Consider the following 23,520-nt stretch of genomic DNA (forward strand, 5'->3'; position numbering starts at 1 on the left):
GATATATCACTCTCACTGAGGAAAATTTGCGAAAGAAATATGACGCCACAGAAGATTTTTCGTGACAAAAGCTGTGCAGTTCGCTATTTTTTTCATCATAAGAGCAACAACGGAATAAAACCGTTGGTTTCACGCGGTCAAAGTCTTGGGAGGATGGATCCAGGCGCGACTTTCGCAGCCGCCAGTCAAATGGAAACGGATCGAACGCGTATTTGATTAGCAAGGCGAAAGCCTTGCTTTTTTTTTGCACTTGCAGAACCCTCGTGCTTTCCGCATTTCCGCTATTTTATAGGCTGCAATAACACATTGATTTTGTGGGATTTATCGCAGTGCCCTCTGCGCATCCAAGTATTAAATTTCGTTTAAGTATAAATCGATTTATATGAAGAACATTGCATACGCAAAGGCATCACTGTCACAAATGACGCCGGGTTGTGCCGTGTCGGGAATTCAATACGTTACCCGAATTGGCTCAATATCTGGCACAACCCATGATAGGCATGTCCACTTTTCTTTGTACAAAAGAAAGGCTGCCTATTTTTTAGGCAGCCTCAAAATTCACATTGAACTGAACCTGAAATTTCAGGTCAGATCCGGGAAGAAATGCGGAATATCGTCGAGGCCGAAACCGCTGATCTGCGTCATATAATAATAGAGCAGGAAGATGAGCGTTGCGACGATAGTTGTCCGCAGAAATGCCCGGCCGATACGCGGCTTGGCCGGAGCGCTGGCCACTGTGCCCAGAGTCACTTCATTTTCTTCGGCCTGCGTGCGCAAGCCGACAGGCAAGAGAGCAAACAGCGTCGTCCACCAGATGATGAAATAGATCGCGATTCCTGAAACCAGCGACATGATTACACCTCTTCCAGTTCGATCAGCGTGCCGTTGAAATCCTTGGGATGCAGGAACAGAACCGGCTTGCCGTGGGCGCCGGTCTTCGGCTCGCCATCCCCGAGGATACGCGCACCTTCCGCCTTGAGGCGATCACGAGCGGCAATAATGTCCGCAACCTCGTAACAGAGATGATGCATCCCGCCGGAGGGGTTCTTTTCCAGAAATGCCGCAATGGGAGAGCCCTCGCCCAATGGCTCCAGCAATTCGATCTTGGTGTTGCCGACGTCGATGAAAACCACGGTTACGCCATGTTCGGGCAAGGCCTGCGGCTCGGTGACATTCGCACCGAGCTTGCCGCGATAAAGCGCTGCCGCGGCATCAATATCTGGAACGGCAATCGCCACGTGGTTCAAGCGTTCGAGCATCAGCACCTCCCATGCCGGTCATTCTGCAATCCGTATGACTACCGTATCCTATTCACGAATACGGTCACTACCGGCTTTTTGCCCCATGCCTCATTTGCCGCAGCGCGAACTGCACGGCGAACGGATTCCCGAACGATCTCGATATCCTTGCGGCGAACGCGCGGAATGCTGTCGATGGCCTCGATGGCCGCATCCAGCAGAATGTCTTCCAACAGGTCGCCCTGCGCGTTTTCTTCCGGCACGCCGAAAGTTACGAGATCGGGCTCATCGATGATCTTGTGTTCACGGTCCAGCAGCACCGAAACGGCGACATGACCGACATAGGCAAGCTTGCGGCGCTCGACCATGCCGATTTCTTCCTCGTCACCGATCAGCTTGCCGTCCTTGTAGATGCGGCCAACCGGCGCTTCATCGATAATCTCGGCCTTGCCGGGCGCCAGACGCAGCATGTCGCCATCACGCACCTGCGCGACCTGCTCGATGCCTTCCATCGCGCCAAGCGAGCCTTGAGCAACCAGATGGGCGGCTTCGCCGTGCACCGGCACCAGAATTTGCGGGCGAACCCAGGAATACATGCGACGCAATTCGCTGCGCCGTGGATGGCCCGAGACATGGACCAGTGCATCCTCATCACCAATGATCTTGATGCCGCGATCGATCAGGCGGTTCTTGATGTCGAGAATGGACTTTTCATTGCCCGGAATGGCGCGCGATGAGTAGATGACCGTATCGCCCGCCGTCAGCGCGAGGCTGCGCATTTCGTCACGTGCCAGCTTGGCGAGTGCCGCGCGCGGTTCGCCCTGGCTTCCGGTGAGGATCATCACCACGTTTTCGCGTGGAATATAGCCGTAATCCTCTTCGCTGAGATATTCCGGCAAGCCTTCCATATAGCCAAGTTCGGTTGCAACCGAGATGGCGCGTTTCATCGAACGACCGACCACCAGCACCTGACGGCCTGCATCGCGTGCTGCTTCCGTAATCGACCGGATACGACCGACATTGGAAGAGAAAGTGGTGATGGCCACGCGGCCACGCGCATTTTCAATCAACTCGCGCAGGCTCTCGCCCACCTGACGTTCGGAAGGAGACTCGCCTTCGCGCAAAGCATTGGTGGAGTCGCAGATCAGCGCCAGAACGCCTGCATCACCGATAGCACGGAAACGAGCCTCGTCGATAACCGGTCCAAGCGACGGTTCCGGGTCCATCTTCCAGTCACCCGTGTGCACGACCGTGCCGAGCGGCGTCGTGATAGCCAGAGAAACCGGCTCGGGAATAGAGTGCGTTACCGCGACAGCCTCGACCTTGAACGGGCCGACTTCGAATTTCTCGCCTGCCTTGTAGATCGTGATCGGAATCTCGGGCGCGCCGTCCTCCGACTGCCGCTTGGCTTCGAGCAGACCGGCAGTGAACGGCGTCGCATAGACCGGAACCTTCAGGCGCGGCCACAGATCGAGCAAAGCACCGAAATGGTCTTCATGCGCATGGGTGATGACGATACCGCGCAGATTATGCTTTTCAGCTTCAAGATAGCGGATATCCGGCAGGATAAGATCGGCGCCCGGCTGTTCAGGCCCCGCAAAGCTCACGCCCATATCCACGACCAGCCATTCACGGTTATCCGCTGGACCAAAGCCGTACATAGCCAAATTCATGCCGATTTCGCCTACGCCGCCAAGCGGCAGAAAGACGAGTTCAGTAGTATTGGATCGGGCCATGAAATTTCCTCTGTGATTAATCCCGCCTTGCGGCATCAACTGGACCTAAAGTTGTCCAGTTGCAACCCTAGTGATCTGATTCCGACATTTGCATCCCTCGGATAGGAGCGCTGAGCAACTGTCGGAAGCAAAAAGACCACTAGTAACTTTATGAATCTAGTGGATTTTTCGATTTTGACGTTTGAAACGAGATTTATATCGGACAGGTATCAAACGTCAAATTCAATCCACTAGTAAGACAAAACAAAGCAATTATCTGCGTATTGTGGCAGCAGTTCCGAAATAGACATCGCCAGCCGTTACTGCAACCCGCGAACCTTCATCTTCACGAATAACAAAACGGCATGCCTCATCGATTGTCTCAAAACGACCTTCGACAATGCGGCCTTCAACCTGCATGGTAACGTGCTGGCCAAGGCCATGCGCGCGCTGCAGCCAGCGCTTGCGAATGTCATCAAGTCCACGCCCTTCATTCCAGACGCGATAATTGACCGACCATGCATCCGACAGGGCTGCAAACAATGTCTCGGCGTCGCATTTGCTGCCAAGAGCTTGCAACGACGTTGCTGCATAAGGCAGATCATCGGGAAAGGCGACCACATTGGTCCCGATACCGATGGCAACGGCGAACAAATTCTTCGCCAGAATAGAAGACTCCAGCAGGATGCCGGTGAGTTTGGCGCCATTGAGCAGGACATCGTTCGGCCATTTGAGGCCGATTGTCGGCGGCACGGCAGGCCCTGTGGCTGCGAACACCGCATCAAGTGCATCGGCGAGCGACAGACCGGCAACAAAACCAAGCGTTGCCGCCATTTTCATTTCATAGGATTCAACAAGAAGCAGCGTGGAGGCAAGATTGCCTTCCGGCGTAGACCAGGCACGGCCGCGTCTTCCGCGACCGCTTTCCTGTCTCTTCGTAACAAGCCAGAGCTTGCCCGGATCACCGCTGGCTGCCCGTTCCAGAGCAACCGCATTGGTGGAACCTACCGTCTCGAAAGCTTCGAGACGGTAGCCCTCATTTGCCGCAACAGGCGAAAGCGCAAAACTCATTTATGCTTCCGCCTTTTGCTCTCTCATTATATTCCTACGCATGTCTTCATCCTATCGTAGCGGGACCAGAAATCAGTCCAGTGAACTGATTTCCCCGCGAAGGCGGTTCCCACTTTTGGGAGACATGCTTTAGAAAAACGTCTTGGCTGCGGCTTCGGCAAATCCGCCGATCGGGCCAGCAACGAAGACGTAGAAGAGCACGAAGGCACCCGTTACGCCGAGAACGAGACGAAGCTCGCCTGCGACCGGAACGAAACCACCCGTCGGCTCATCGAACCACATGATCTTGATCATGCGCAGGTAATAGAACGCGCCCACGACCGAAGCCACGATACCGATGATGGCAAGCGGATAGAGACCCGCTTCAACGGCAGCAAGGAAGGTGTACCACTTGCCGAAGAAGCCAGCGAGCGGCGGGATACCGGCGAGCGAGAACAGGAAGATGGTCATGATCGTTGCCAGCACCGGATTGGTGCGGGAAAGACCAGCCAGATCCTCAATGCTCTCCACATTGCCGTCCTTGGTGCGCATTGCGAGAATGAACGCGAAGGTGCCGAGCGTCATGGCGAGGTAGATTGCCATGTAGATCATCACACCCTTGACGCCGATCACCGTTCCGGCGGCCAGACCAACGAGCGCATAACCCATATGGCTGATCGAGGAATAAGCCATCAGGCGCTTGATGTTGCGCTGGCCGATAGCGGCGAAGGCGCCGAGGATCATCGAAGCAAGCGCGATGAAGATCACGACCTGCTGCCAGTCATGGGTGACCGGAGCAAAGGCTTCCGAGACGACGCGGATGATGAGCGCCATGGCGGCCATCTTCGGAGCGGCGGCAAAGAATGCCGTTACCGGGGTCGGTGCGCCTTCATAGACGTCCGGCGTCCACATGTGGAACGGAACGGCAGAAATCTTGAATGCCAGACCGGCCAGAATGAAGACGAGACCGAACACCAGACCGAGTTCACGCTGACCGCCGGAGACGGCCTGGGCGATTTCGGTAAAGCCGATATGGCCGGTGTAACCGTAGACGAGCGAAATACCGTAAAGCAGCATGCCCGAGGAAAGCGAACCGAGAACGAAGTATTTCAGGCCAGCTTCCGTCGAACGGACGCTATCGCGGTTGAACGCTGCCAGAACGTAAAGCGCCAGCGATTGCAGTTCGAGACCGAGATAAAGCGACAGCATGTTGGAGGCTGAAACCATCAGCAGCATGCCGAGCGTGGAAATCACGATCAGGACCGGGAATTCGAACTTGTCGAACTTCTCTGCCTTGGCGAAGCCAACCGACATGATCAGCGTCACGATGGAGCCGATCAGCGTCAGCACCTTCATGAAGCGGCTGAAGCTGTCAATGACGATGGCACCGCCGAATGCGGCGCCGTTCGTCGGGAAAAGGACAACCAGTGCCAGCGCCGCAATAAGCACCGCGACGGATAATCCGTTGACGAGCGTGGTCGCCCGTTCGCCGGAGAACACGCCAATCATGAGCAGTGCCAAGGCGCCTACAGCAAGGAGAACCTCCGGTGCTGCAAGGGTCAGATGAGCTATCAGATCAGTCTGCATGACCTACGCCTTTATTTCTTACTGTGCCAGCACGGCGCTCGCGGTGCCCGCGAGTGCTGCGTCGTAATGTTGGACCAGGGCGTTCACGGCACCGGCGGTCACATTGAAGACCGGGGTCGGATACACACCGAAGAAGATGGTGAGCGCCACAAGCGGGTAGAGAATGATCTTCTCACGCGGGCTCAAGTCGAGGAGCGCCTTCAGGCTTTCCTTGGTCAATGCGCCGAACACTACCTGACGGTAGAGCCAGAGCGCATAAGCCGCCGAGAGGATGACCCCCGTGGTTGCGAACAGTGCCACCCAGGTATTGACCCGGAACACACCGAACAGCGTCAGGAATTCACCGATGAAGCCCGAAGTACCCGGCAGGCCGACATTCGCCATCGTGAAGATGAGGAAGGCCACCGCATATTTCGGCATGTTGTTCACCAGACCGCCAAACGCCGCGATCTCGCGGGTATGCATACGATCATAGATCACGCCGACGCAGAGGAAGAGCGCAGCCGACACGATGCCGTGCGACAACATCTGGAAGATGGCGCCCTGGATACCCTGCTCATTGGCTGCAAAAATACCCATGGTCACATAGGCCATGTGCGCAACCGACGAATAGGCGATCAGCTTCTTCATGTCTTCCTGCACCATCGCGACGAGCGAGGTGTAGATGATCGCGATTACCGACAGCGCGAAGATGAAGGGTGCGAAGTCAGCCGAAGCCAGAGGGAACATCGGCAGCGAGAAACGGATGAAACCGTAACCGCCGAGCTTCAGGAGAATACCGGCCAGAATGACCGAGCCTGCCGTCGGCGCTTCAACGTGCGCGTCCGGCAACCAGGTATGGACCGGCCACATCGGCATCTTGACCGCGAAGGACGCGAAGAAGGCAAGCCATAGCCATGTCTGCATCCCCGCAGGGAAGTCGTACTTCAGCAACTCGACGATATTCATCGTACCAGCCTGCCAGTACATGGCCATGATGGCGATGAGCATCAGCACGGAGCCCAGAAGCGTATAAAGGAAGAACTTCAAGCTTGCATAGACGCGACGCTTGCCGCCCCACACGCCGATGATGATGAACATCGGGATAAGGCTTGCTTCGAAGAACACGTAGAACAGGAACAGGTCGAGCGCGCAGAACACGCCGATCATCAGCGTTTCCAGAATGAGGAACGCGATCATGTATTCCTTGACGCGCTTTTCCACCGACACCCAGCTTGCGAGAATGCAGAAGGGCATGAGGAAAGCGGAAAGCACCACGAACAGGACGGAGATACCGTCCACGCCCATGTGATAGCTAATGCCGCCACCCATCCAGTCGACCTGCTCGACCATCTGGAAACCAGAGTTCGAATTATCGAACCCTGCCCAGACGACGAGCGACAGGATGAAGACGAATATCGTCGTCAGCAAAGCGACGTTGCGGATATTGCGACGCGAAGCCTCGCTGTCGTCCTTGATCAGAAGGATCAGTAACGCGCCGACGAGCGGCAGAAACGTGACCGTTGAGAGAATTGGCCAGTCGGTCATCAGAAAGAGCTCCCGAGCATCATCCAAGTGACGAGCGCGGCGACGCCGATCAGCATCGCGAATGCGTAGTGATAAAGGTATCCGGACTGCATCTTGACGACACGGTTGGTGACATCGAGCACGCGAGCCGAGATGCCATCCGGGCCGAAGCCGTCAATAAGCCAGCCGTCGCCACCCTTCCAGAACAAGCGGCCAAGCCAACGAGCCGGACGTACGAAGAGGAAATCGTACAGTTCGTCGAAGTACCACTTGTTGAGAAGGAACTGGTAGAGGCCACGGTGACGGGCAGCCAGCGCCTTCGGCGTTTCCGGCGAGCGGATGTAGAAGATCCAGGCGACGATGAAGCCGAGAACCATCGAAATGAACGGCGACAGCTTAACCCACAGAGGAACATGATGGTATTCCTCAAGGATCTGGTTGGCAGCCGAGGTAAACAGCGCACCCTTCCAGAATTCGGCATATTCATGGCCGAAGAAGAGTTCCTTGAACACGACACCGGCAAAGAGTGCACCGACGCCGAGGATCAGCAGCGGAACGAACATGACAGCCGGCGATTCATGGACGTGATGCATGACTTCGGCGGAAGCGCGCGGCTTGCCGTAGAAGGTCATGAAAATCAGGCGCCATGAATAGAAGCTCGTGAAGAGCGCTGCAACGATGAGAAGCGTCGAAGCGTAGCCGCTGGCAGCACTGTGCGAAGCGAAGACGGATTCGATGATCGCATCCTTGGAGAAGAAACCGGCGGTGCCGATGATCGTGCCCGGAATACCGAGGCCCGTAATGGCAACCGTACCGATGACCATCATCCAGTAGGTGATCGGGATCAGCTTGCGCAGGCCGCCCATGCGACGCATGTCCTGCTCTTCCGAAACGGCATGGATAACCGAGCCGGCGCAAAGGAACAGAAGCGCCTTGAAGAAAGCGTGCGTGAACAGGTGGAACACAGCCGCGCCATAGGCACCCACACCAAGAGCTGCGAACATATAGCCGAGCTGCGAACAGGTCGAATAGGCGATCACGCGCTTGATGTCGTTCTGCACGAGAGCGACCGTTGCTGCAAAGAAGGCAGTGGTTGCGCCGATGATCGTCACGACCAGAAGTGCGGTCTGCGACAGTTCAAAGATCGGCGACATGCGGGCGACCATGAACACGCCCGCGGTAACCATAGTAGCAGCGTGAATGAGCGCCGAAACCGGGGTCGGGCCTTCCATGGCGTCCGGAAGCCAGGTGTGCAGCAGGAACTGCGCCGACTTGCCCATCGCGCCCATGAAAAGCAGCAGGCAGGTGATTGTGATCGCGCCCTGCTTGTCGAGCTGATAGCCGAGGAAGTTCAGAACGACCTGATTGGCATCGGCAGCGCCTTCAGCCGGCAGATAATTGGCTGCGGCAGCGAAGATCGTGTTGTAGTCGACAGACTGGAACAGCGCGAACACACCGAAGATGCCGAGCAGGAAGCCGAAGTCACCAACGCGGTTGACGACGAACGCCTTCATGGCGGCGGCATTGGCCGAAGGCTTCTGGAACCAGAAACCGATCAGGAGGTAGGAAGCCAGACCCACGCCTTCCCAGCCGAAGAACATCTGAACCAGATTGTCCGACGTGACCAGCATGAGCATGGCGAAGGTGAAGAGCGACAGATAGGCGAAGAAGCGCGGACGGTGCGGATCATGGTGCATATATCCAATGGAATAGATGTGCACGAGAGCCGACACCGAGTTCACCACCACCAGCATGACGCCGGTGAGCGTATCGATGCGCAATGCCCAGTCGAAGGAAAGCGTGCCCGACGTCACCCAGTGAAGAACCGGGATGCGGACGGTTTCCGCGTCGTGGCCGAGCGGAATCTGGAAGAACACGACCCAGGACAGGATCGCGACGATGACCATGAAACCGGAAGTGATGTATTCGCTCGCCTTGGCTCCGATCTGATTGCCGAAGAGACCGGCAATCAGGAAGCCGAGAAGCGGAAGGAAGACGATCGCGTAGTAGAGCATTTGCCCGTCAACCTTTCATAACATTGACGTCTTCCACCGCGATGGAACCGCGATTACGGAAGAAAACAACGAGAATTGCCAGACCGATGGCCGCTTCAGCAGCCGCAACAGTCAGAACGAAAAGGGCGAAGACCTGCCCGACCATGTCGCCGAGCTGGCTGGAGAACGCCACGAAATTGAGATTGACCGACAGAAGGATCAATTCGATCGACATCAGGATAACGATGACGTTCTTGCGGTTCAGGAAGATGCCGAAGACGCCAAGCGTAAACAGGATGGCCGAAACGGTGAGATAATGGGAGATACCGATTTCCATATGCTTATCCTCAGATGCCTTTGCCCGTTTCGACCTTCTTGATCTCGATCGCCGTTTCCGGCGTGCGAGCTACCTGGGTCGGGATGGACTGGCGCTTGACATTCGGCTTGTGCCGCAGCGTCAGAACGATGGCGCCGATCATCGCGACCAGAAGGACGAGACCAGCAACCTGGAAGTAGAAGACGAAGTCGGTGTAGAGAATGTCGCCCAGAGCAGCGGTATTGGACCGCTCGGCGATATTCGGGATTGGCACAGCGCCCTGCCCCAGCTTCGGCGCAAACATGTTGCTTGCGAACACGAAGATCAGTTCGCCGAGCAAAATGAGGCCGACGAGAGCGCCGACCGGTGCATATTGCAATGCGCCGCGCTTCAGCTCGGAGAAATCCACATCCAGCATCATGACCACGAAGAGGAAGAGAACCGCCACTGCTCCGACGTAAACGACGAGCAGGATCATGGCGAGGAACTCGGCCCCGGTCAGCAGAAACAGAGCTGCCGCATTGAAGAATGTGAGGATCAGAAACAGCACCGAATGCACGGGGTTGCGTGCCGCAATCACCATGAACGCGCTGGCGATCATGATGAAGGCGAACAGATAGAAGAACGCTGCCGCAATACCTGTCAGCATGGGGATCCCCCAACACCTTTCCGTGAGCAAAGCCTTATTGCCTCGCTCGCTTTAGTCTTTGTTTGCCGCGAATAATCGCGAAACTTAAATTCCAGCAACAAGATGGGCCGCCCCTTCCTGTTGCCGCTTTTCAAACCGGATGCCGAAACGAAGTTTCAGCAAAACCAATCAGCGATATGGCGCATCCATCGCGATATTGCGCGCGATTTCGCGTTCCCAACGGTCGCCATTGGCAAGGAGCTTGTCCTTGTCGTAGTAGAGTTCTTCGCGGGTTTCGGTCGCGAATTCGAAATTCGGACCTTCCACGATGGCATCCACCGGGCATGCTTCCTGGCAGAAACCGCAATAGATGCACTTCACCATATCGATATCGTAACGCACCGTGCGGCGAGTGCCGTCATTGCGGCGCGGACCGGCCTCGATGGTGATGGCCTGCGCCGGGCAGATCGCTTCGCAAAGCTTGCAGGCGATGCAGCGTTCTTCACCGTTCGGGTAACGGCGCAGTGCGTGCTCTCCACGGAAGCGCGGCGAAACCGGGCCCTTTTCATGCGGGTAGTTCAACGTCGCCTTGGGCGCGAAGAACTGGCGCATGGAAAGAAAGAACGCGCCGACGAATTCCTTGAGCAGGAGCGATTTGGCTGCTTGAGCGAATGAAGCCATAGTTATTACTCCTTACGCCAGACCGAAGACTTTGAGGAAGGTCGCGGTTGCGACAACCATGAAGAGCGAGATCGGCAGGAACACTTTCCAGCCAAGGCGCATCAGCTGGTCGTAGCGATAACGCGGAACGAAAGCCTTCACCATTGCGAAGAGGAAGAAGCAGAAGCAAAGCTTCAGCATGAACCAGATGATGCCCGGAACCCAGTTGAGGAACCACACGTCCACCGGAGGCAGCCAGCCGCCAAGGAAGAGGGTCGTCATCAGGGCGCACATCAGCGTGATCGCCACATATTCGCCGAGGAAGAACAGAAGGAACGGCGTGGACGAATATTCGATCATGTGACCGGCCACGAGTTCGGATTCAGCTTCGACCAGATCGAATGGCGGACGGTTCGTTTCAGCAAGTGCCGAAATGAAGAAGATCACGAACATCGGGAACAGGCAGAGCCAGTTCCAGTCGAGGAACGAAGCCGGCAGGCCAAGCATGGTACCGAGGCCGGTATTCTGCGAAAGCACAATGTCGGTGAGGTTGAGCGAGCCAACCGTCAGCAGAACCGTGACGATCACGAAGCCGATGGAGACTTCGTAGGAAACCATCTGCGCAGCGGAACGAAGCGCACCGAGGAACGGATATTTCGAGTTCGATGCCCAGCCGCCCATGATCACGCCGTAAACTTCGAGCGAAGAAATGGCGAAGATATAGAGAATGCCGACATTGATGTTGGCGATGGCCCAGCCTTCATTGACCGGAATGACCGCCCAGGTTGCCATTGCGAGAACGGCGGAAACGAAAGGCGCAAGGAGGAAAACACCCTTGTTTGCGCCAGACGGAATGATCGGTTCCTTGAAGACGAACTTCAACAAGTCAGCAAAAGCCTGGAACAGACCCCAGGGACCGACAACGTTCGGGCCGCGACGAAGCTGTACTGCTGCCCAGATCTTGCGATCTGCGTAAAGCAGGTAAGCGACGACGATCAGCAATACGACGAGCAGAACGACCGACTTCAGCGCTATGATAAGCGCGGGCAAGACGTAAGCTGCAAAAATACCTTCCATTGTTCCGTCTCTCTCTCGCTTACTCGGCAGCCTGCTGGAAGCCGCCAGCCGCGAGCGCCGAGCATTCGGCCATGACGGCGGAAGCGCGCGCAATTGGGTTCGTCAGGTAGAAGTCCTTGACCGGAGAGACGAACGCAGCGCCGCCGCCCAGGTTGGATGCTTTCGCTGCCAGCGCGACGAGATCGTCGGCGGAAGCAGGCGTGATGGTGTCGATGGCCAGCATATGCGGATAGTCCGCATAGAGCTTGGCGCGAAGCTGCTGCATCGAATCGAACGGCAGGCGCTTGCCAAGGCTGTCGGAAAGAGCGCGCAGGATTGCCCAGTCTTCCTTTGCCTCGCCCGGTGCGAAACCGGCGCGGCTGCCAAGCTGCACGCGACCTTCGGTGTTGAGCCAGGTGCCCGACTTTTCCGTGTAGGCGGCGCCCGGCAGGATAACGTCGGCAGCATGTGCGCCGGCATCGCCGTGCGTGCCGATGTAAACGACGAAGCTCGAACCCTTTTTGGTCATGTCGAGTTCGTCTGCACCGAGCAGGAACACGACATCCAGATTGCCCAGCATGTCGCCAGCCACCTTGCCGCCCTCACCCGGCACGAAGCCGAGATCCAAAGCACCAACGCGCGAAGCGGCAGTGTGCAGAACGGAGAAGCCGTTCCACTCATCCTTGATCGCGCCAACATCCTGAGCGAGCTTGGCGGCGGTCGACAGAACCGCAGCACCATTCTCACCGGTGAGCGCGCCCTGACCGATGATGATCAGCGGACGTTCAGCCTTGGCCAGCACATCGCGGAAAGCGTTCTTGCCAGCAGCAACGGCGGCGAGTGTTTCAGCGCCAGCACCCAGATATTCATATTCGTAGCGCAGTTCAACCTGTTCGCCGATCAGGGCGACCGGGAAATGGCCCATGCGCTGGCGCTTGCGAATACGTGCGTTCAGAACGGCAGCTTCAACGCGCGGATTGGAACCGATGATGAGCAGAGCATCAGCGTTTTCAATGCCTTCGATCGTGGAGTTGAAGAGATAGGTTGCGCGCCCCAGAGCCGGATCGAGAGCAGCGCCATCCTGGCGGCTGTCGATATTGGCGGTACCGAGCGAAGCCATCAGGCCCTTCAGCGCATAGATTTCTTCAACCGAAGCCAGATCGCCAGCGACTGCGCCGATCTTTTCAGCCGACATTGCGGAGACCTTGGCAGCAATAGCGGAGAAAGCTTCCGGCCACGATGCTGCGACCAGACGGCCATCCTTGCGAACATATGGGCGGTCGAGGCGCTGGGTGCGCAGGCCATCCCAGATGAAGCGGGTCTTGTCGGAAATCCACTCTTCGTTCACCGCTTCATTGACACGCGGCATGACGCGCATCACTTCGCGGCCACGGGTGTCAACGCGGATGTTCGAGCCGACCGCATCCATCACGTCGATGGTTTCGGTCTTGTTCAGTTCCCACGGACGGGCCTGGAACGCATAAGGACGCGAGGTCAGAGCGCCAACCGGGCAAAGATCGATAACGTTGCCCTGCAGTTCCGACGTCATGGCGCGTTCGAGATAGGTGGTGATCTCGGCGTCTTCGCCACGACCGATGAGGCCGAGTTCCGAAATACCTGCAACTTCGGTCGTGAAGCGGACGCAGCGCGTGCAGTGAATGCAACGCGTCATCACCGTCTTGACGAGCGGGCCGATATATTTGTTTTCAACAGCACGCTTGTTCTCGCGATAGCGGGAACCGTCGGTGCCGAAGGCCATTGCCTGATCCTGCAGATCGCACTCGCCGCCCTGATCGCAGATCGGGCAATCCAGCGGGTGGTTGATGAGCAGAAATTCCATCACGCCTTCGCGGGCCTTCTTGACCATCGGCGTGTTGGTGAAGATTTCTGGCGCTTCGCCATTCGGGCCGGGACGCAGATCGCGCACGCCCATGGCGCAGGATGCCGCCGGCTTCGGCGGTCCGCCCTTTACTTCAACCAGACACATACGGCAGTTTCCGGCGATGGAAAGCCGTTCGTGGAAACAGAAACGTGGCACTTCCGCGCCCGCGGCTTCGGCAGCCTGAAGGAGCGTATAGTGATCGGGTACTTCGATCTCTGTGCCGTCAACCTTGATCTTTGCCATCGCTTATCCAAACCTGCGGCTTATGCCGCATCTTCCAGATCTCAAACTTTCGAGCAGTCTTCTTCAAACCGCTTGCAACTCGTTAAGCCTTATTCCGCTGCTTCCAGACGGATATTGCGGCTCTGCACGGCGTTGCGTGTATAATCATCAATGCGCTTTTCAATTTCCGGACGGAAATTGCGGATCAGGCCCTGAATTGGCCATGCAGCAGCATCGCCGAGCGCGCAGATCGTGTGACCTTCAATCTGCTTGGTCACGTCGAACAGCATGTCGATTTCACGCTTCTGCGCGTTACCCTTGACCATGCGTTCCATCACGCGCCACATCCAGCCGGTGCCTTCACGGCACGGCGTGCACTGGCCGCAGCTCTCATGCTTGAAGAACGCTGCCAGACGGGCAATCGCCTTGATGATGTCAGTGGACTTGTCCATGACGATCAGGCCGCCGGTGCCGAACGACGATTTCTTGTCGCGCATTCCGTCGAAGTCCATGATCGCATCCATCATGTCCTCAGCCTTGATGACAGGGCACGATGCACCGCCGGGAATGACCGCAAGCAGATTGTCCCAGCCGCCGCGAATGCCGCCGCCATGCTTTTCGATCAGATCGCGGAACGGAATGCCAAGGCCTTCCTCCACGACGCAAGGCGTGTTCACGTGGCCCGAGATCTGGAACAGCTTGGTGCCGACATTGTTCGGGCGTCCGATGGACGAGAACCATGCTGCACCACGACGCAGGATCGTCGGCGCAACGGCAATCGATTCCACGTTATTCACGGTCGTCGGGCAGCCATAAAGGCCCATATTTGCCGGGAATGGAGGCTTCAGACGCGGCTGGCCCTTCTTGCCTTCAAGGCTTTCGAGCAGAGCCGTTTCTTCACCGCAGATGTAAGCGCCAGCGCCGTGGGATACGAGAACATCCATATCCCAGCCGCACTTGTTGCCCTTGCCGAGCAGACCGGCTTCGTAGCACTCGTCGATTGCAGCCTGAAGGGCTTCACGCTCACGCATGAACTCGCCGCGAATATAAATATAGGCGGTGTGTGCGCCCATGGCGCAACCGGCGATCAGGCAGCCTTCGATCAGCGTATGCGGATCGTGGCGCAGAATTTCGCGGTCCTTGCAGGTGCCCGGCTCGGATTCGTCGGCATTGACGACCAGATAATGCGGGCGACCGTCGCTCTGCTTCGGCATGAACGACCACTTGAGACCCGTCGGGAAGCCAGCGCCGCCACGGCCACGCAGGCCCGAAGCCTTCATCTCGTCGATGATCCAGTCACGGCCCTTTTCGATCAGACCCTTGGTGTTGTCCCAATGGCCGCGCGCCATGGCACCCTTCAGGGACTGATCCTTGAAGCCGTAAATATTGGTGAAGATGCGATCTTTATCAGCCAGCATGTCTCACCTGTTTCCGTTCGTGTTTGCCAATATCGAAGTCATCATACCGGCTTCTTTCCGAATACCTTGATGTATTCCTCGACGCCGCCCTTGGCCAAAGCCTTGGCTTGCTTCACCCAGTCTTCACGCTCGATGCGACCGTGGAAGCTGAGATAGCCGTCGACCCATTCGCGCTCAGCCTTCTTCCAGGAAGCGACCTGCTTGAAGGTGAAGATACCCAGCTCATGCAGGGTTTCCTCGATCTTCGGGCCAACGCCGGAGATCAGCTTCAGATCGTCAACCGCTTCCGGACGCTCGATAGAAACCGGACGATTGGCATCGTCGAGCTTGAAGTTTTGCTTGGCTTCCACCGAAGCAGCCTTCTCGGCAGCCTTCGACACCTTGACATCCGAAGGCGTCTTGAGCGCCGGATCGGTTTCAGGTGCGTTGGTCACAGGCTTTGCAGCATTGGACGGAGCGACGTTCTTCGCTTCCTCGGCTGCTTTTGCAGCGGCTTCCGCCTTGGCCTTTGCTTCTGCTTCGGCCTTCGCCTTGGCTGCGGCGGCATCGGATGCCTTGCGGGTCTCAAGACCGACCTTCTTGTAGTCGAGATCTTCGGTCAGAGCGGTCAGGCCGCTGAGCGGCTCGGACGTCACGCGGTCGATCTGCGGACCCGGCTTGATGGTGTCGCCCTTGCCGGCTTCAAAAGCGTCGATGATCTCGGCAAGACGCTCCGGCGTCAGATCTTCATAGGCGTCCTTGAAGATCATGACCATCGGTGCATTGGCGCAAGCGCCCTGGCATTCCACTTCTTCCCACGACAGGGTTCCGTCGGCATTGAGCTCGAACGGGTCGTGGTTGATCTTGTGACGGCAGACATCCATCAGCGCTTCCGAACCACGCAACATGCATGGCGTGGTGCCGCAAACCTGAATGTGCGCGCGCGTGCCAACCGGCTTAAGCTGGAACTGCGTATAGAAAGTCGCGACTTCCAGAACGCGGATCAGCGGCATTTCGAGCATGCCTGCGACATGTTCGATAGCTGCCTTCGTGACCCAGCCGTCCTGCTCCTGCGCACGCATGAGCAACGGAATAACAGCCGACTGCTGGCGGCCTTCAGGGAATTTTGCGATCGTCTTGTGCGCCCAGGCCTGATTTTCCGCGTTGAACGCGAAAGCGGCTGGCTGGACGGCATCATCTGCGAGACGGCGAACGGACATCAGCGGTCAACCTCACCAAACACGATATCGAGCGAGCCAAGAATTGCCGACACGTCAGCCAGCATATGGCCGCGGCACAGGAAATCCATGGCTTGAAGATGGGCAAAGCCCGGAGCGCGCAGCTTGCAGCGATAAGGCTTGTTGGAGCCGTCCGAGACGAGGAAGACGCCAAACTCGCCCTTCGGGGCTTCAACTGCTGCGTAAACTTCACCGGCAGGCACATGGTAGCCTTCCGTGTAAAGCTTGAAGTGGTGGATGAGCGCTTCCATCGAGCGCTTCATCTCGCCGCGCTTCGGCGGCACAATCTTGTTGTCGGCATTGGAAACCGGACCGACGCGCTCCTTGCCGAGCAGAAGATCGACGCACTGGCGCATGATGCGCGCCGACTGACGCATTTCTTCCATGCGGATCAGGTAGCGATCATAGCAGTCGCCGTTCTTGCCGATCGGAATGTCGAATTCCATCTCGTTGTAGCACTCGTAAGGCTGCGATTTGCGCAGATCCCATGCAGCGCCCGAACCACGAACCATGACGCCCGAGAAGCCCCATGCCCATGCATCTTCCAGCTTCACGACACCGATATCGACGTTACGCTGCTTGAAAATACGGTTTGGCGTGATGAGGTCATCAAGATTGTTGAGCGTATTGAAGAACGGATCGATCCATTTGCCGATGTCTTCAACGAGCTGATCCGGCAGGTCCTGATGGACGCCGCCCGGACGGAAATAGGCTGCGTGCATACGCGCGCCACAAGCGCGTTCGTAGAACACCATCAGCTTTTCGCGCTCTTCGAAGCCCCAGAGCGGCGGCGTCAGTGCGCCAACGTCCATGGCCTGCGTGGTCACGTTGAGAAGATGGTTCAGGATACGGCCGATTTCCGAATAGAGAACGCGGATAACCTGACCGCGCTTCGGCACATCGATGCCCAGCAGGCGTTCGACGGCAAGCGCATAGGCGTGCTCCTGATTCATCGGCGCCACGTAATCGAGGCGGTCGAGATAAGGCACAGCCTGAAGGTAGGTCTTGGCTTCCATCAGCTTTTCGGTGCCGCGATGCAGCAGACCGATATGCGGATCGACGCGCTCGACGACTTCACCGTCGAGTTCAAGCACCAGACGCAGCACGCCGTGCGCGGCAGGGTGCTGCGGACCGAAGTTGATATTGAAATTGCGGACCTGAGTCTCAGCCATGTTCAGCTTCCTGTCGCTCAGTTCGTCTTTGCTTTCTCATCGCCCGGCAGAACGTAATCCGTTCCTTCCCATGGCGAGAGAAAATCGAAATTGCGGAATTCCTGGCGCAGTTGCACAGGCTCGTAGACGACACGCTTCAGCTCGTCGTTGTAACGAACTTCAACGAAGCCGGTGAGCGGGAAGTCCTTGCGCAGCGGATGACCCTCGAAACCGTAGTCGGTCAGGATACGGCGCAGGTCCGGATGGCCGGAGAACAGAACGCCGTACATGTCGTAGGTTTCGCGCTCAAACCATTCGGCACCGACGAAGACCGGCACTGCGGAAGGCACCAGCGTATCTTCATCAGCCTGAACCTTGACGCGGATGCGCTGGTTCTGGCGTGGAGACATCAACTGGTAGACGACATCGAAACGCTTGGCGCGCTGCGGATAGTCGACGCCCGAAATATCCGTCAGGTTGACGAACTGGCACTGCACGTCGTCACGCAGGAAAGTCAGAACGCTGATAATGCTCGCAGCCGGAACCGAAAGCGTCAACTCGCCATAAGCAAGTTTCGCCTCTTCGATCGCGTCGCCGAGGCGTTCCTTGATATAGCCGGAAAGTTCACCGAGAGCTTCTTCGCTCATTTTCCTAACTTCCTTCTTTAGAACTCACACCGCGCTTGCCATTGGGAGCCCCTTTTCAGGGGATGGCAGACAGTCGAACCCTAACAAAACTTGTCTTGCGCGAACCGGTCGATAACGGCTCAGCGCTCAATCGTACCCGTGCGACGGATTTTTTTCTGAAGCATAAGAATGCCGTAAAGCAGCGCTTCAGCAGTCGGAGGGCAGCCCGGAACGTAAATGTCGACCGGAACCACGCGATCGCAGCCACGCACCACCGAATAGGAATAGTGGTAGTAGCCGCCGCCATTGGCGCAGGAACCCATCGAGATAACGTAACGCGGCTCCGGCATCTGGTCGTAGACCTTACGCAGAGCGGGCGCCATCTTGTTGGTCAGCGTGCCGGCAACAATCATCACGTCGGACTGACGCGGTGATGCGCGCGGTGCAATACCGAAACGTTCGGCATCGTAGCGCGGCATGGAAATGTGCATCATTTCCACGGCGCAGCATGCGAGACCGAAGGTCATCCACATCAACGAGCCGGTACGCGCCCAGGTAATCAGAGCGTCAGCAGATGTGACGATGAACCCCTTGTCGGAAAGCTCGCTGTTCAGATCGTTGAAGAATGCATCGTCGGAACCGACAGGCTTGCCCGTGCGCGGGTCAAGAATGCCCTTCGGCTGCGGAGCCACGAGCGTTGTGTTGGCTGAGGTCAATCCCATTCCAGCGCTCCCTTCTTCCATTCATAAATGAAGCCGATGGTCAGAACGCCAAGGAACACCATCATCGACGCAAAGCCGAACCAGCCGATTTCACCAAAGGACACAGCCCATGGGAAAAGGAAGGCGACTTCCAGGTCGAAGATGATGAAGAGAATCGACACCAGATAGAAACGGATGTCGAACTTCATACGGGCGTCATCGAAGGCATTGAAGCCGCACTCGTAAGCAGAAAGCTTTTCGGGGTCGGGCTGTCTATAGGCGACAAGAAACGGCGCAACCAGGAGGGCTACACCAATTACCATCGCAATGCCGAGAAAGATGACGATCGGCAGGTAGGAACTTAAAAGCTCGTTCATGGTCCTTTATCCGGCTTGAATACGAGGCTGCGCCGCCTGTCATAAGCTTTTTGGAGCTGACGACCATGCGACACATTGCATCTGTGCAACCTCGTCGCCCCAAGCAGCTTCAAAAGGCATGCCGTGCGAACTAAGCGCTTTTCGCCGGGACGGTTATCGCAGCACGTGCGCAAGCGCAACCCCTCCGGCATGATCTATTGGGCAAAGACGAGCCAAGATGCTTAACAAGCTATGGCATCAAGCCCGCTTATCCCACTGAAAACCCCTATAACATGAAAAGATCATAATTTCGTGAGGAAAAGTCGCACGGACTGGTCGGCCAAGTGGTCTGATTCCGACATTTGCATCCGCCGGATATGAGCGTCGAGCAAATGGCGGAATCAAAACGACCACTGGCCACTCTATATATCCAGTGAATTTTTTGGAATTTGACGTTTGAAACGAGGTTGATATCGGGCAGATATCAAACGTCAAATTCAATCCACTGGCAATTGCAGCGAGAATCAATTGCCTGCAACCTGGCAATGAAAGTTGTGGGTTTCAGCACTCGCTTTAAAATGAACTCATGGAGCAGCCGAAGCCCCTGCCCCAACCAGCCTGCCCGGCAGATAAAGCACAAGCGAAGCGGCGCCCTTGATTGCGGAAGCACCGTCTGCCAGCACCGCCTGTCCCGTCGTCTGGTTTTCCTGTCCGTTCAAAGCGCCCAGCGACAGAGTGCCGTCGCTAACCAAAGCCATGAGCGATGGCGAGGAGGCAAAGACATTATGTTCGCCGCCATCCAAGTCGGTCGCATCTATCACCGCGATTCCATATTTCTGAAGCGTCGGAATGCTGGTGCCGCCCCCTACCCGCGCATGGCCGCCAGTGATGAAGGATGAGACACCAAGCGCACGATCGCTGCGCGATGTCATCACCGCTGTCGGATGCGGCATGGGATCGATATCCTTGATCTGCTTTTCGAAGACGTCGAGATCAATGTCCGGTGCGGCGAGCAACAGCGCACTGATGCGGCGCAGCACATTCTTTTCGCCGCGCAGCGACAGGGTCCTCAAGGCCTCCATGGTGACGAAACTGCCCATGGAGTGACCGACAAGAACGATGCGCTCAGCCTTGCTGCGGGCGACGAGTTCCAGCAATCGTGCCAGACCGTCGCGTGCGAAGTCCGCGCTATCGCGATCATAGACATAAAGGCCCAGATCGCCGCCCGACGGCCAGGCATATTCCACCGCCACCGACTTCATCTTGTAATCATGGACAAACTGCGCAGTGCGGAATGTGCTGTCGGCAAAATTATTGTTGTAGCCATGCACGAAGATCAGGATTTCCTTGTCCTTCGGTCCCTGCTTCGCAAGCGCTGCATTTAATTGTGCGAGAAACTGTTCTGCATTGTCGTAAGGCTGGAATGCGGTCGCAGCGAAATTTTTGGCGGGATCAGGCTTGTAGCCGGTCGACTCGACCTGCCCTTTGACATGAGCCGCCGGAATGCCGACATCGACCTGCGCAAAGTTCAGCGTGTCAGAGCGCTTTGAATTATACGGCTGCGAGAAATTATCCGAGCGCTGGCGGCTCGTCGCCACATAGATGGGAACCACCGCCGCCGGCTTCGCAGGCTTGACGATGGCGGCTTGCGCTGCGGCCACCGATTGCGGGCTTGAATGCGGCCCGTGCCACAGCACGGCGCGGGGCGAGCCACACCCGGCAAGAATCAAGAACGTTGCAAGCACAGCAAGATAAGCGTGTCGGGTCATCGTCGCAGCGATCCGTTCCTGTCATCCGATCCACGCGATTGAAAACAGGAAATTCGCTCCATGGCAATGCATTGGCGCTGCCATTGGCTTTTTGCAATGCGAACCACTCCAGAGGGCCGACCGTCCGCGAGTGAAAATTCCGTTCTCATTTACGGGTAAAGTTGGAATGGAAACGTTCCAAATGCTGAAAGCTTTGCGAAGCCATGCCTTCAGATCGCATTCGCCCCGGCTATCATGAAACATATGTCGGCCGAAGCATCACAAGGAGGTCACGCATGAGCCATTACCTGCTCGCCAGCGGCGATCTTCTCGTCATTGCAGCGATCATTCTGTCGGTCGCCTATCTGTCCTGGAAGCAATTTTCCAAATAGCAGACATACGGTTCGGCGAAGCGGCTGCGCCCCGGCAATTCCCATGAAGTTTTTTGAAGAGAAGACGGCACCGTAAAACAGGCGGTGGGCGCCACTTTCGTGTCAACGTTCAATCTATCGATTTGTTGAAAGGAAAGTGGCGCGAGTGACGGGGCTCGAACCCGCGACCTCCGGCGTGACAGGCCGGCACTCTAACCAACTGAGCTACACCCGCGCATTTCTCGGCAACCTTGCGGCTGCGTCGCACCGGCGTTTCCGTCCGGTGTGAGCGGTCGTTTAAGGGGTTCTCGAACAAGTGTCAAGCGCGTGTTTGGAGAAGAATTGGAATATTGTAAAAATCATTCACAGGGCATTTCAATGCCCTTTCACGATCAGCAATTCTGGCTTGAGAAAAAGTAAAAATGGCGGTAGGCGCCACTTTCGTGTCAACGTTCAATCTATTGATTTGTTGAGAGGAAAGTGGCGCGAGTGACGGGGCTCGAACCCGCGACCTCCGGCGTGACAGGCCGGCACTCTAACCAACTGAGCTACACCCGCGCATTTCTCGGCAACCTTGCGGCTGCGTCGCACCGGCGTTTCCGTCCGGTGTGAGCGGTCGTTTAAGGGGTTCTCGAACAAGTGTCAAGCAAGGGTCACGAAGAAAGAATAAGAATTTTCGATTTTGCTGTCGAACGCCCGATTTCCGGGCTTTTTCAATGACATCAAACTTATCCACAAACCCGGCCAGCCCCCCGGAATCGAAGCAATTTTCAGAATCATCCACATCGCGCGTTCCGAAAGCCGCGCCTTACGGCAACTAGCAAACTCCAATTAGTTGCTTGATTTCATACCAACCGGTTGGTATTGTTTTAATCAGGAGCAAGATCATGGCACGCAAACAGAACCCGCAGACCCGTTCCAACCTGCTTGATGCAGCGTTGAGCGTTATTCGCACCAAGGGTTACACCGCAACGACGGTCGATGACATCTGCACGAAGGCATCCCTGTCAAAGGGCGCTTTCTTTCATCATTTTTCCAGCAAGGAAGACCTCGCGGTTGCCGCCGCGAACTACTGGTCGGAAACGACAGGCGCGCTCTTTGCCGATGCCGCCTATCATGCTCCTGAAGACCCGCTTGAGCGCGTGCTGGCCTATGTCGAGTTGCGGAAGCAGCTCGTTCAAGGCGAACTGCCTGACTTCACCTGTCTCGTCGGCACCATGACGCAGGAAGTCTATGAAACCAATTCCGTGATCCGGAATGCCTGCTGGGACAGCATTTCAAGCCATGCGGACACGCTTGTCCCGGATATCGCGGCCGCGATGGAGCGCTATGCGGTTGCAGGTGATTTCACCGCTGAAAGCCTTGCTCTTCATACGCAGGCGGTCATTCAGGGCGCTTTTATCATCGCCAAGGCAAGCGGCGACCCGCTGCATGCGGTCGAAAGCGTCGACCATCTCAAGCGATATATAAGCCTGCTTTTCAAAAAGCCTGCCAACACCCACTGAACTGAAAACCGACAAAGGGAGGAAACCATGCCCAGCACTATTCGCCTGCACCGTGTCTTCGCCACCAAGCCGGAGAAGGTTTATCGCGCATTTATCGAGCCGGATGCCGTAGCCAGCTGGCTACCGCCATATGGCTTCACCTGCACCGTCCACGAGCTGGACGCAAAGGTCGGCGGCAAACACAAAATGTCGTTCCGTAATTTCACGACCGGCCACAGCCATTCTTTCGGCGGCACATATGTCGAACTCGTTCCGGGGGAACGGCTGGTCTATACGGACAGTTTCGACGACCCGAACCTGCCCGGCGAAATGAAAGTCACGATAACCCTGAAAGCCGTTTCGGTCGGAACGGAAATCAACATCGAACAGCAAGGTGTGCCTGATATCATTCCCGCTGAAGCCTGCTATCTCGGCTGGCAGGAATCCCTGGAGAAATTGAAGAAGCTCGTTGAGCCCGAAATCAACCAGTAATGTTGTTTCGACAATGAAGCGCGGGGCTGGTCAGCAGAAGATGCCGCCCCCGCTTCGTCGATTGAATGAATATCTGCCAGAAATTTCCGATCTTCTTTGAGA

21 protein-coding genes and 2 tRNA genes are annotated in these 23,520 nt (G+C 56.7%); 2 read left to right on the top strand and 21 right to left on the bottom strand.

Features of this window, described 5'->3' with window-relative positions; genetic code table 11:
- Positions 1-582 precede the first annotated feature (582 nt).
- The 21 genes from F9K91_RS10855 to F9K91_RS10955 form a co-directional block, all read right to left on the bottom strand.
- Positions 583-852, bottom strand: a complete 270-nt coding sequence (locus tag F9K91_RS10855) for a DUF1467 family protein (protein ID WP_061345442.1) — start codon at positions 850-852, stop codon at positions 583-585.
- 2 nt (positions 853-854) lie between these two features.
- A complete protein-coding gene (gene mce / locus F9K91_RS10860) occupies positions 855-1,259 on the bottom strand; it encodes a methylmalonyl-CoA epimerase (protein ID WP_151554669.1) in 405 nt (134 codons plus the stop codon).
- A gap of 38 nt (positions 1,260-1,297) precedes the next feature.
- A complete protein-coding gene (locus tag F9K91_RS10865; protein ID WP_151554670.1) occupies positions 1,298-2,974 on the bottom strand; it encodes a ribonuclease J in 1,677 nt (558 codons plus the stop codon).
- A 252-nt stretch (positions 2,975-3,226) separates the two neighbouring features.
- Complete coding sequence (locus F9K91_RS10870) at positions 3,227-4,024, bottom strand: biotin--[acetyl-CoA-carboxylase] ligase (RefSeq protein ID WP_151554671.1); 798 nt, start codon at positions 4,022-4,024, stop codon at positions 3,227-3,229.
- A 129-nt stretch (positions 4,025-4,153) separates the two neighbouring features.
- Positions 4,154-5,590: an NADH-quinone oxidoreductase subunit NuoN gene (gene nuoN / locus F9K91_RS10875; protein ID WP_151554672.1), complete on the bottom strand. Its 1,437-nt coding sequence runs from the start codon at positions 5,588-5,590 to the stop codon at positions 4,154-4,156.
- An 18-nt stretch (positions 5,591-5,608) separates the two neighbouring features.
- Entirely contained in the window at positions 5,609-7,117 is a 1,509-nt protein-coding gene (locus tag F9K91_RS10880) for an NADH-quinone oxidoreductase subunit M (protein ID WP_151554673.1), read from the bottom strand.
- On the bottom strand, positions 7,117-9,111 hold the full coding sequence (gene nuoL, locus F9K91_RS10885; RefSeq protein WP_151554674.1) for an NADH-quinone oxidoreductase subunit L: 1,995 nt from the start codon (positions 9,109-9,111) through the stop codon (positions 7,117-7,119). The genes F9K91_RS10880 and nuoL overlap by 1 nt, the downstream gene beginning before the upstream one ends.
- Positions 9,112-9,118: 7 nt before the next feature.
- Positions 9,119-9,427, bottom strand: coding sequence for an NADH-quinone oxidoreductase subunit NuoK (gene nuoK, locus F9K91_RS10890; RefSeq protein ID WP_061345449.1), 309 nt, complete (start codon positions 9,425-9,427; stop codon positions 9,119-9,121).
- A 10-nt stretch (positions 9,428-9,437) separates the two neighbouring features.
- A complete protein-coding gene (locus F9K91_RS10895; RefSeq protein WP_012092259.1) occupies positions 9,438-10,055 on the bottom strand; it encodes an NADH-quinone oxidoreductase subunit J in 618 nt (205 codons plus the stop codon).
- A 168-nt stretch (positions 10,056-10,223) separates the two neighbouring features.
- Positions 10,224-10,715 carry an NADH-quinone oxidoreductase subunit NuoI gene (nuoI, locus tag F9K91_RS10900; RefSeq protein WP_007874549.1) on the bottom strand — a complete coding sequence of 164 codons (492 nt, stop codon included), beginning with the start codon at positions 10,713-10,715 and terminating at the stop codon, positions 10,224-10,226.
- A gap of 12 nt (positions 10,716-10,727) precedes the next feature.
- Positions 10,728-11,771, bottom strand: a complete 1,044-nt coding sequence (gene nuoH / locus F9K91_RS10905; RefSeq protein ID WP_006466595.1) for an NADH-quinone oxidoreductase subunit NuoH — start codon at positions 11,769-11,771, stop codon at positions 10,728-10,730.
- A 19-nt stretch (positions 11,772-11,790) separates the two neighbouring features.
- Positions 11,791-13,875: an NADH-quinone oxidoreductase subunit NuoG gene (gene nuoG, locus F9K91_RS10910; protein WP_151677795.1), complete on the bottom strand. Its 2,085-nt coding sequence runs from the start codon at positions 13,873-13,875 to the stop codon at positions 11,791-11,793.
- An 89-nt stretch (positions 13,876-13,964) separates the two neighbouring features.
- The gene (gene nuoF, locus F9K91_RS10915; protein ID WP_061345452.1) at positions 13,965-15,272 is read right to left on the bottom strand and encodes an NADH-quinone oxidoreductase subunit NuoF; all 1,308 of its coding nucleotides are present in this window, start codon (positions 15,270-15,272) and stop codon (positions 13,965-13,967) included.
- A 41-nt stretch (positions 15,273-15,313) separates the two neighbouring features.
- Entirely contained in the window at positions 15,314-16,471 is a 1,158-nt protein-coding gene (locus F9K91_RS10920) for an NADH-quinone oxidoreductase subunit E (RefSeq protein ID WP_151554676.1), read from the bottom strand.
- Positions 16,471-17,661 (bottom strand): NADH-quinone oxidoreductase subunit D, encoded by a 1,191-nt coding sequence (locus F9K91_RS10925; protein ID WP_061345454.1) that lies wholly within the window; start codon positions 17,659-17,661, stop codon positions 16,471-16,473. The genes F9K91_RS10920 and F9K91_RS10925 overlap by 1 nt, the downstream gene beginning before the upstream one ends.
- Positions 17,662-17,678: 17 nt before the next feature.
- Complete coding sequence (locus F9K91_RS10930) at positions 17,679-18,287, bottom strand: NADH-quinone oxidoreductase subunit C (RefSeq protein ID WP_151554677.1); 609 nt, start codon at positions 18,285-18,287, stop codon at positions 17,679-17,681.
- Between the two features lie 119 nt (positions 18,288-18,406).
- Positions 18,407-18,988 (bottom strand): NuoB/complex I 20 kDa subunit family protein, encoded by a 582-nt coding sequence (locus tag F9K91_RS10935; protein ID WP_006466589.1) that lies wholly within the window; start codon positions 18,986-18,988, stop codon positions 18,407-18,409.
- On the bottom strand, positions 18,979-19,344 hold the full coding sequence (locus tag F9K91_RS10940) for an NADH-quinone oxidoreductase subunit A (RefSeq protein ID WP_006466588.1): 366 nt from the start codon (positions 19,342-19,344) through the stop codon (positions 18,979-18,981). The genes F9K91_RS10935 and F9K91_RS10940 overlap by 10 nt, the downstream gene beginning before the upstream one ends.
- A gap of 563 nt (positions 19,345-19,907) precedes the next feature.
- Positions 19,908-21,092 carry an alpha/beta hydrolase gene (locus F9K91_RS10945; RefSeq protein ID WP_151554678.1) on the bottom strand — a complete coding sequence of 395 codons (1,185 nt, stop codon included), beginning with the start codon at positions 21,090-21,092 and terminating at the stop codon, positions 19,908-19,910.
- 508 nt (positions 21,093-21,600) lie between these two features.
- Positions 21,601-21,677: transfer RNA gene (locus F9K91_RS10950), tRNA-Asp, on the bottom strand.
- Between the two features lie 246 nt (positions 21,678-21,923).
- Positions 21,924-22,000, bottom strand: a tRNA-Asp gene (locus tag F9K91_RS10955).
- A gap of 329 nt (positions 22,001-22,329) precedes the next feature.
- On the opposite strand from F9K91_RS10955, the gene F9K91_RS10960 reads away from it, so the two are divergent.
- On the top strand, positions 22,330-22,947 hold the full coding sequence (locus F9K91_RS10960) for a TetR/AcrR family transcriptional regulator (protein ID WP_151554679.1): 618 nt from the start codon (positions 22,330-22,332) through the stop codon (positions 22,945-22,947).
- A gap of 27 nt (positions 22,948-22,974) precedes the next feature.
- Positions 22,975-23,418, top strand: coding sequence for an SRPBCC family protein (locus F9K91_RS10965; RefSeq protein WP_151554680.1), 444 nt, complete (start codon positions 22,975-22,977; stop codon positions 23,416-23,418).
- Positions 23,419-23,520: the final 102 nt, after the last annotated feature.

It is taken from the genome of Brucella tritici (assembly GCF_008932295.1).
In the GTDB taxonomy this organism is placed as follows: Bacteria; Pseudomonadota; Alphaproteobacteria; order Rhizobiales; family Rhizobiaceae; genus Brucella; species Brucella tritici.

Coding starts and splice junctions, on each gene's coding strand:
- nuoH (WP_006466595.1), bottom strand. CDS start 11,771: ATGGAAGGTATTTTTGCAGCTTACGTCTTGCCCGCGCTTATCATAGCG.
- F9K91_RS10965 (WP_151554680.1), top strand. CDS start 22,975: ATGCCCAGCACTATTCGCCTGCACCGTGTCTTCGCCACCAAGCCGGAG.
- nuoI (WP_007874549.1), bottom strand. CDS start 10,715: ATGGCTTCATTCGCTCAAGCAGCCAAATCGCTCCTGCTCAAGGAATTC.
- F9K91_RS10855 (WP_061345442.1), bottom strand. CDS start 852: ATGTCGCTGGTTTCAGGAATCGCGATCTATTTCATCATCTGGTGGACG.
- F9K91_RS10925 (WP_061345454.1), bottom strand. CDS start 17,661: ATGGCTGAGACTCAGGTCCGCAATTTCAATATCAACTTCGGTCCGCAG.
- F9K91_RS10940 (WP_006466588.1), bottom strand. CDS start 19,344: ATGAACGAGCTTTTAAGTTCCTACCTGCCGATCGTCATCTTTCTCGGC.
- nuoF (WP_061345452.1), bottom strand. CDS start 15,272: ATGCTGGCTGATAAAGATCGCATCTTCACCAATATTTACGGCTTCAAG.
- F9K91_RS10960 (WP_151554679.1), top strand. CDS start 22,330: ATGGCACGCAAACAGAACCCGCAGACCCGTTCCAACCTGCTTGATGCA.
- nuoG (WP_151677795.1), bottom strand. CDS start 13,875: ATGGCAAAGATCAAGGTTGACGGCACAGAGATCGAAGTACCCGATCAC.
- F9K91_RS10870 (WP_151554671.1), bottom strand. CDS start 4,024: ATGAGTTTTGCGCTTTCGCCTGTTGCGGCAAATGAGGGCTACCGTCTC.
- F9K91_RS10935 (WP_006466589.1), bottom strand. CDS start 18,988: ATGGGATTGACCTCAGCCAACACAACGCTCGTGGCTCCGCAGCCGAAG.
- F9K91_RS10945 (WP_151554678.1), bottom strand. CDS start 21,092: ATGACCCGACACGCTTATCTTGCTGTGCTTGCAACGTTCTTGATTCTT.
- mce (WP_151554669.1), bottom strand. CDS start 1,259: ATGCTCGAACGCTTGAACCACGTGGCGATTGCCGTTCCAGATATTGAT.
- F9K91_RS10930 (WP_151554677.1), bottom strand. CDS start 18,287: ATGAGCGAAGAAGCTCTCGGTGAACTTTCCGGCTATATCAAGGAACGC.
- F9K91_RS10880 (WP_151554673.1), bottom strand. CDS start 7,117: ATGACCGACTGGCCAATTCTCTCAACGGTCACGTTTCTGCCGCTCGTC.
- nuoK (WP_061345449.1), bottom strand. CDS start 9,427: ATGGAAATCGGTATCTCCCATTATCTCACCGTTTCGGCCATCCTGTTT.
- F9K91_RS10895 (WP_012092259.1), bottom strand. CDS start 10,055: ATGCTGACAGGTATTGCGGCAGCGTTCTTCTATCTGTTCGCCTTCATC.
- F9K91_RS10865 (WP_151554670.1), bottom strand. CDS start 2,974: ATGGCCCGATCCAATACTACTGAACTCGTCTTTCTGCCGCTTGGCGGC.
- nuoL (WP_151554674.1), bottom strand. CDS start 9,111: ATGCTCTACTACGCGATCGTCTTCCTTCCGCTTCTCGGCTTCCTGATT.
- F9K91_RS10920 (WP_151554676.1), bottom strand. CDS start 16,471: ATGTCCGTTCGCCGTCTCGCAGATGATGCCGTCCAGCCAGCCGCTTTC.
- nuoN (WP_151554672.1), bottom strand. CDS start 5,590: ATGCAGACTGATCTGATAGCTCATCTGACCCTTGCAGCACCGGAGGTT.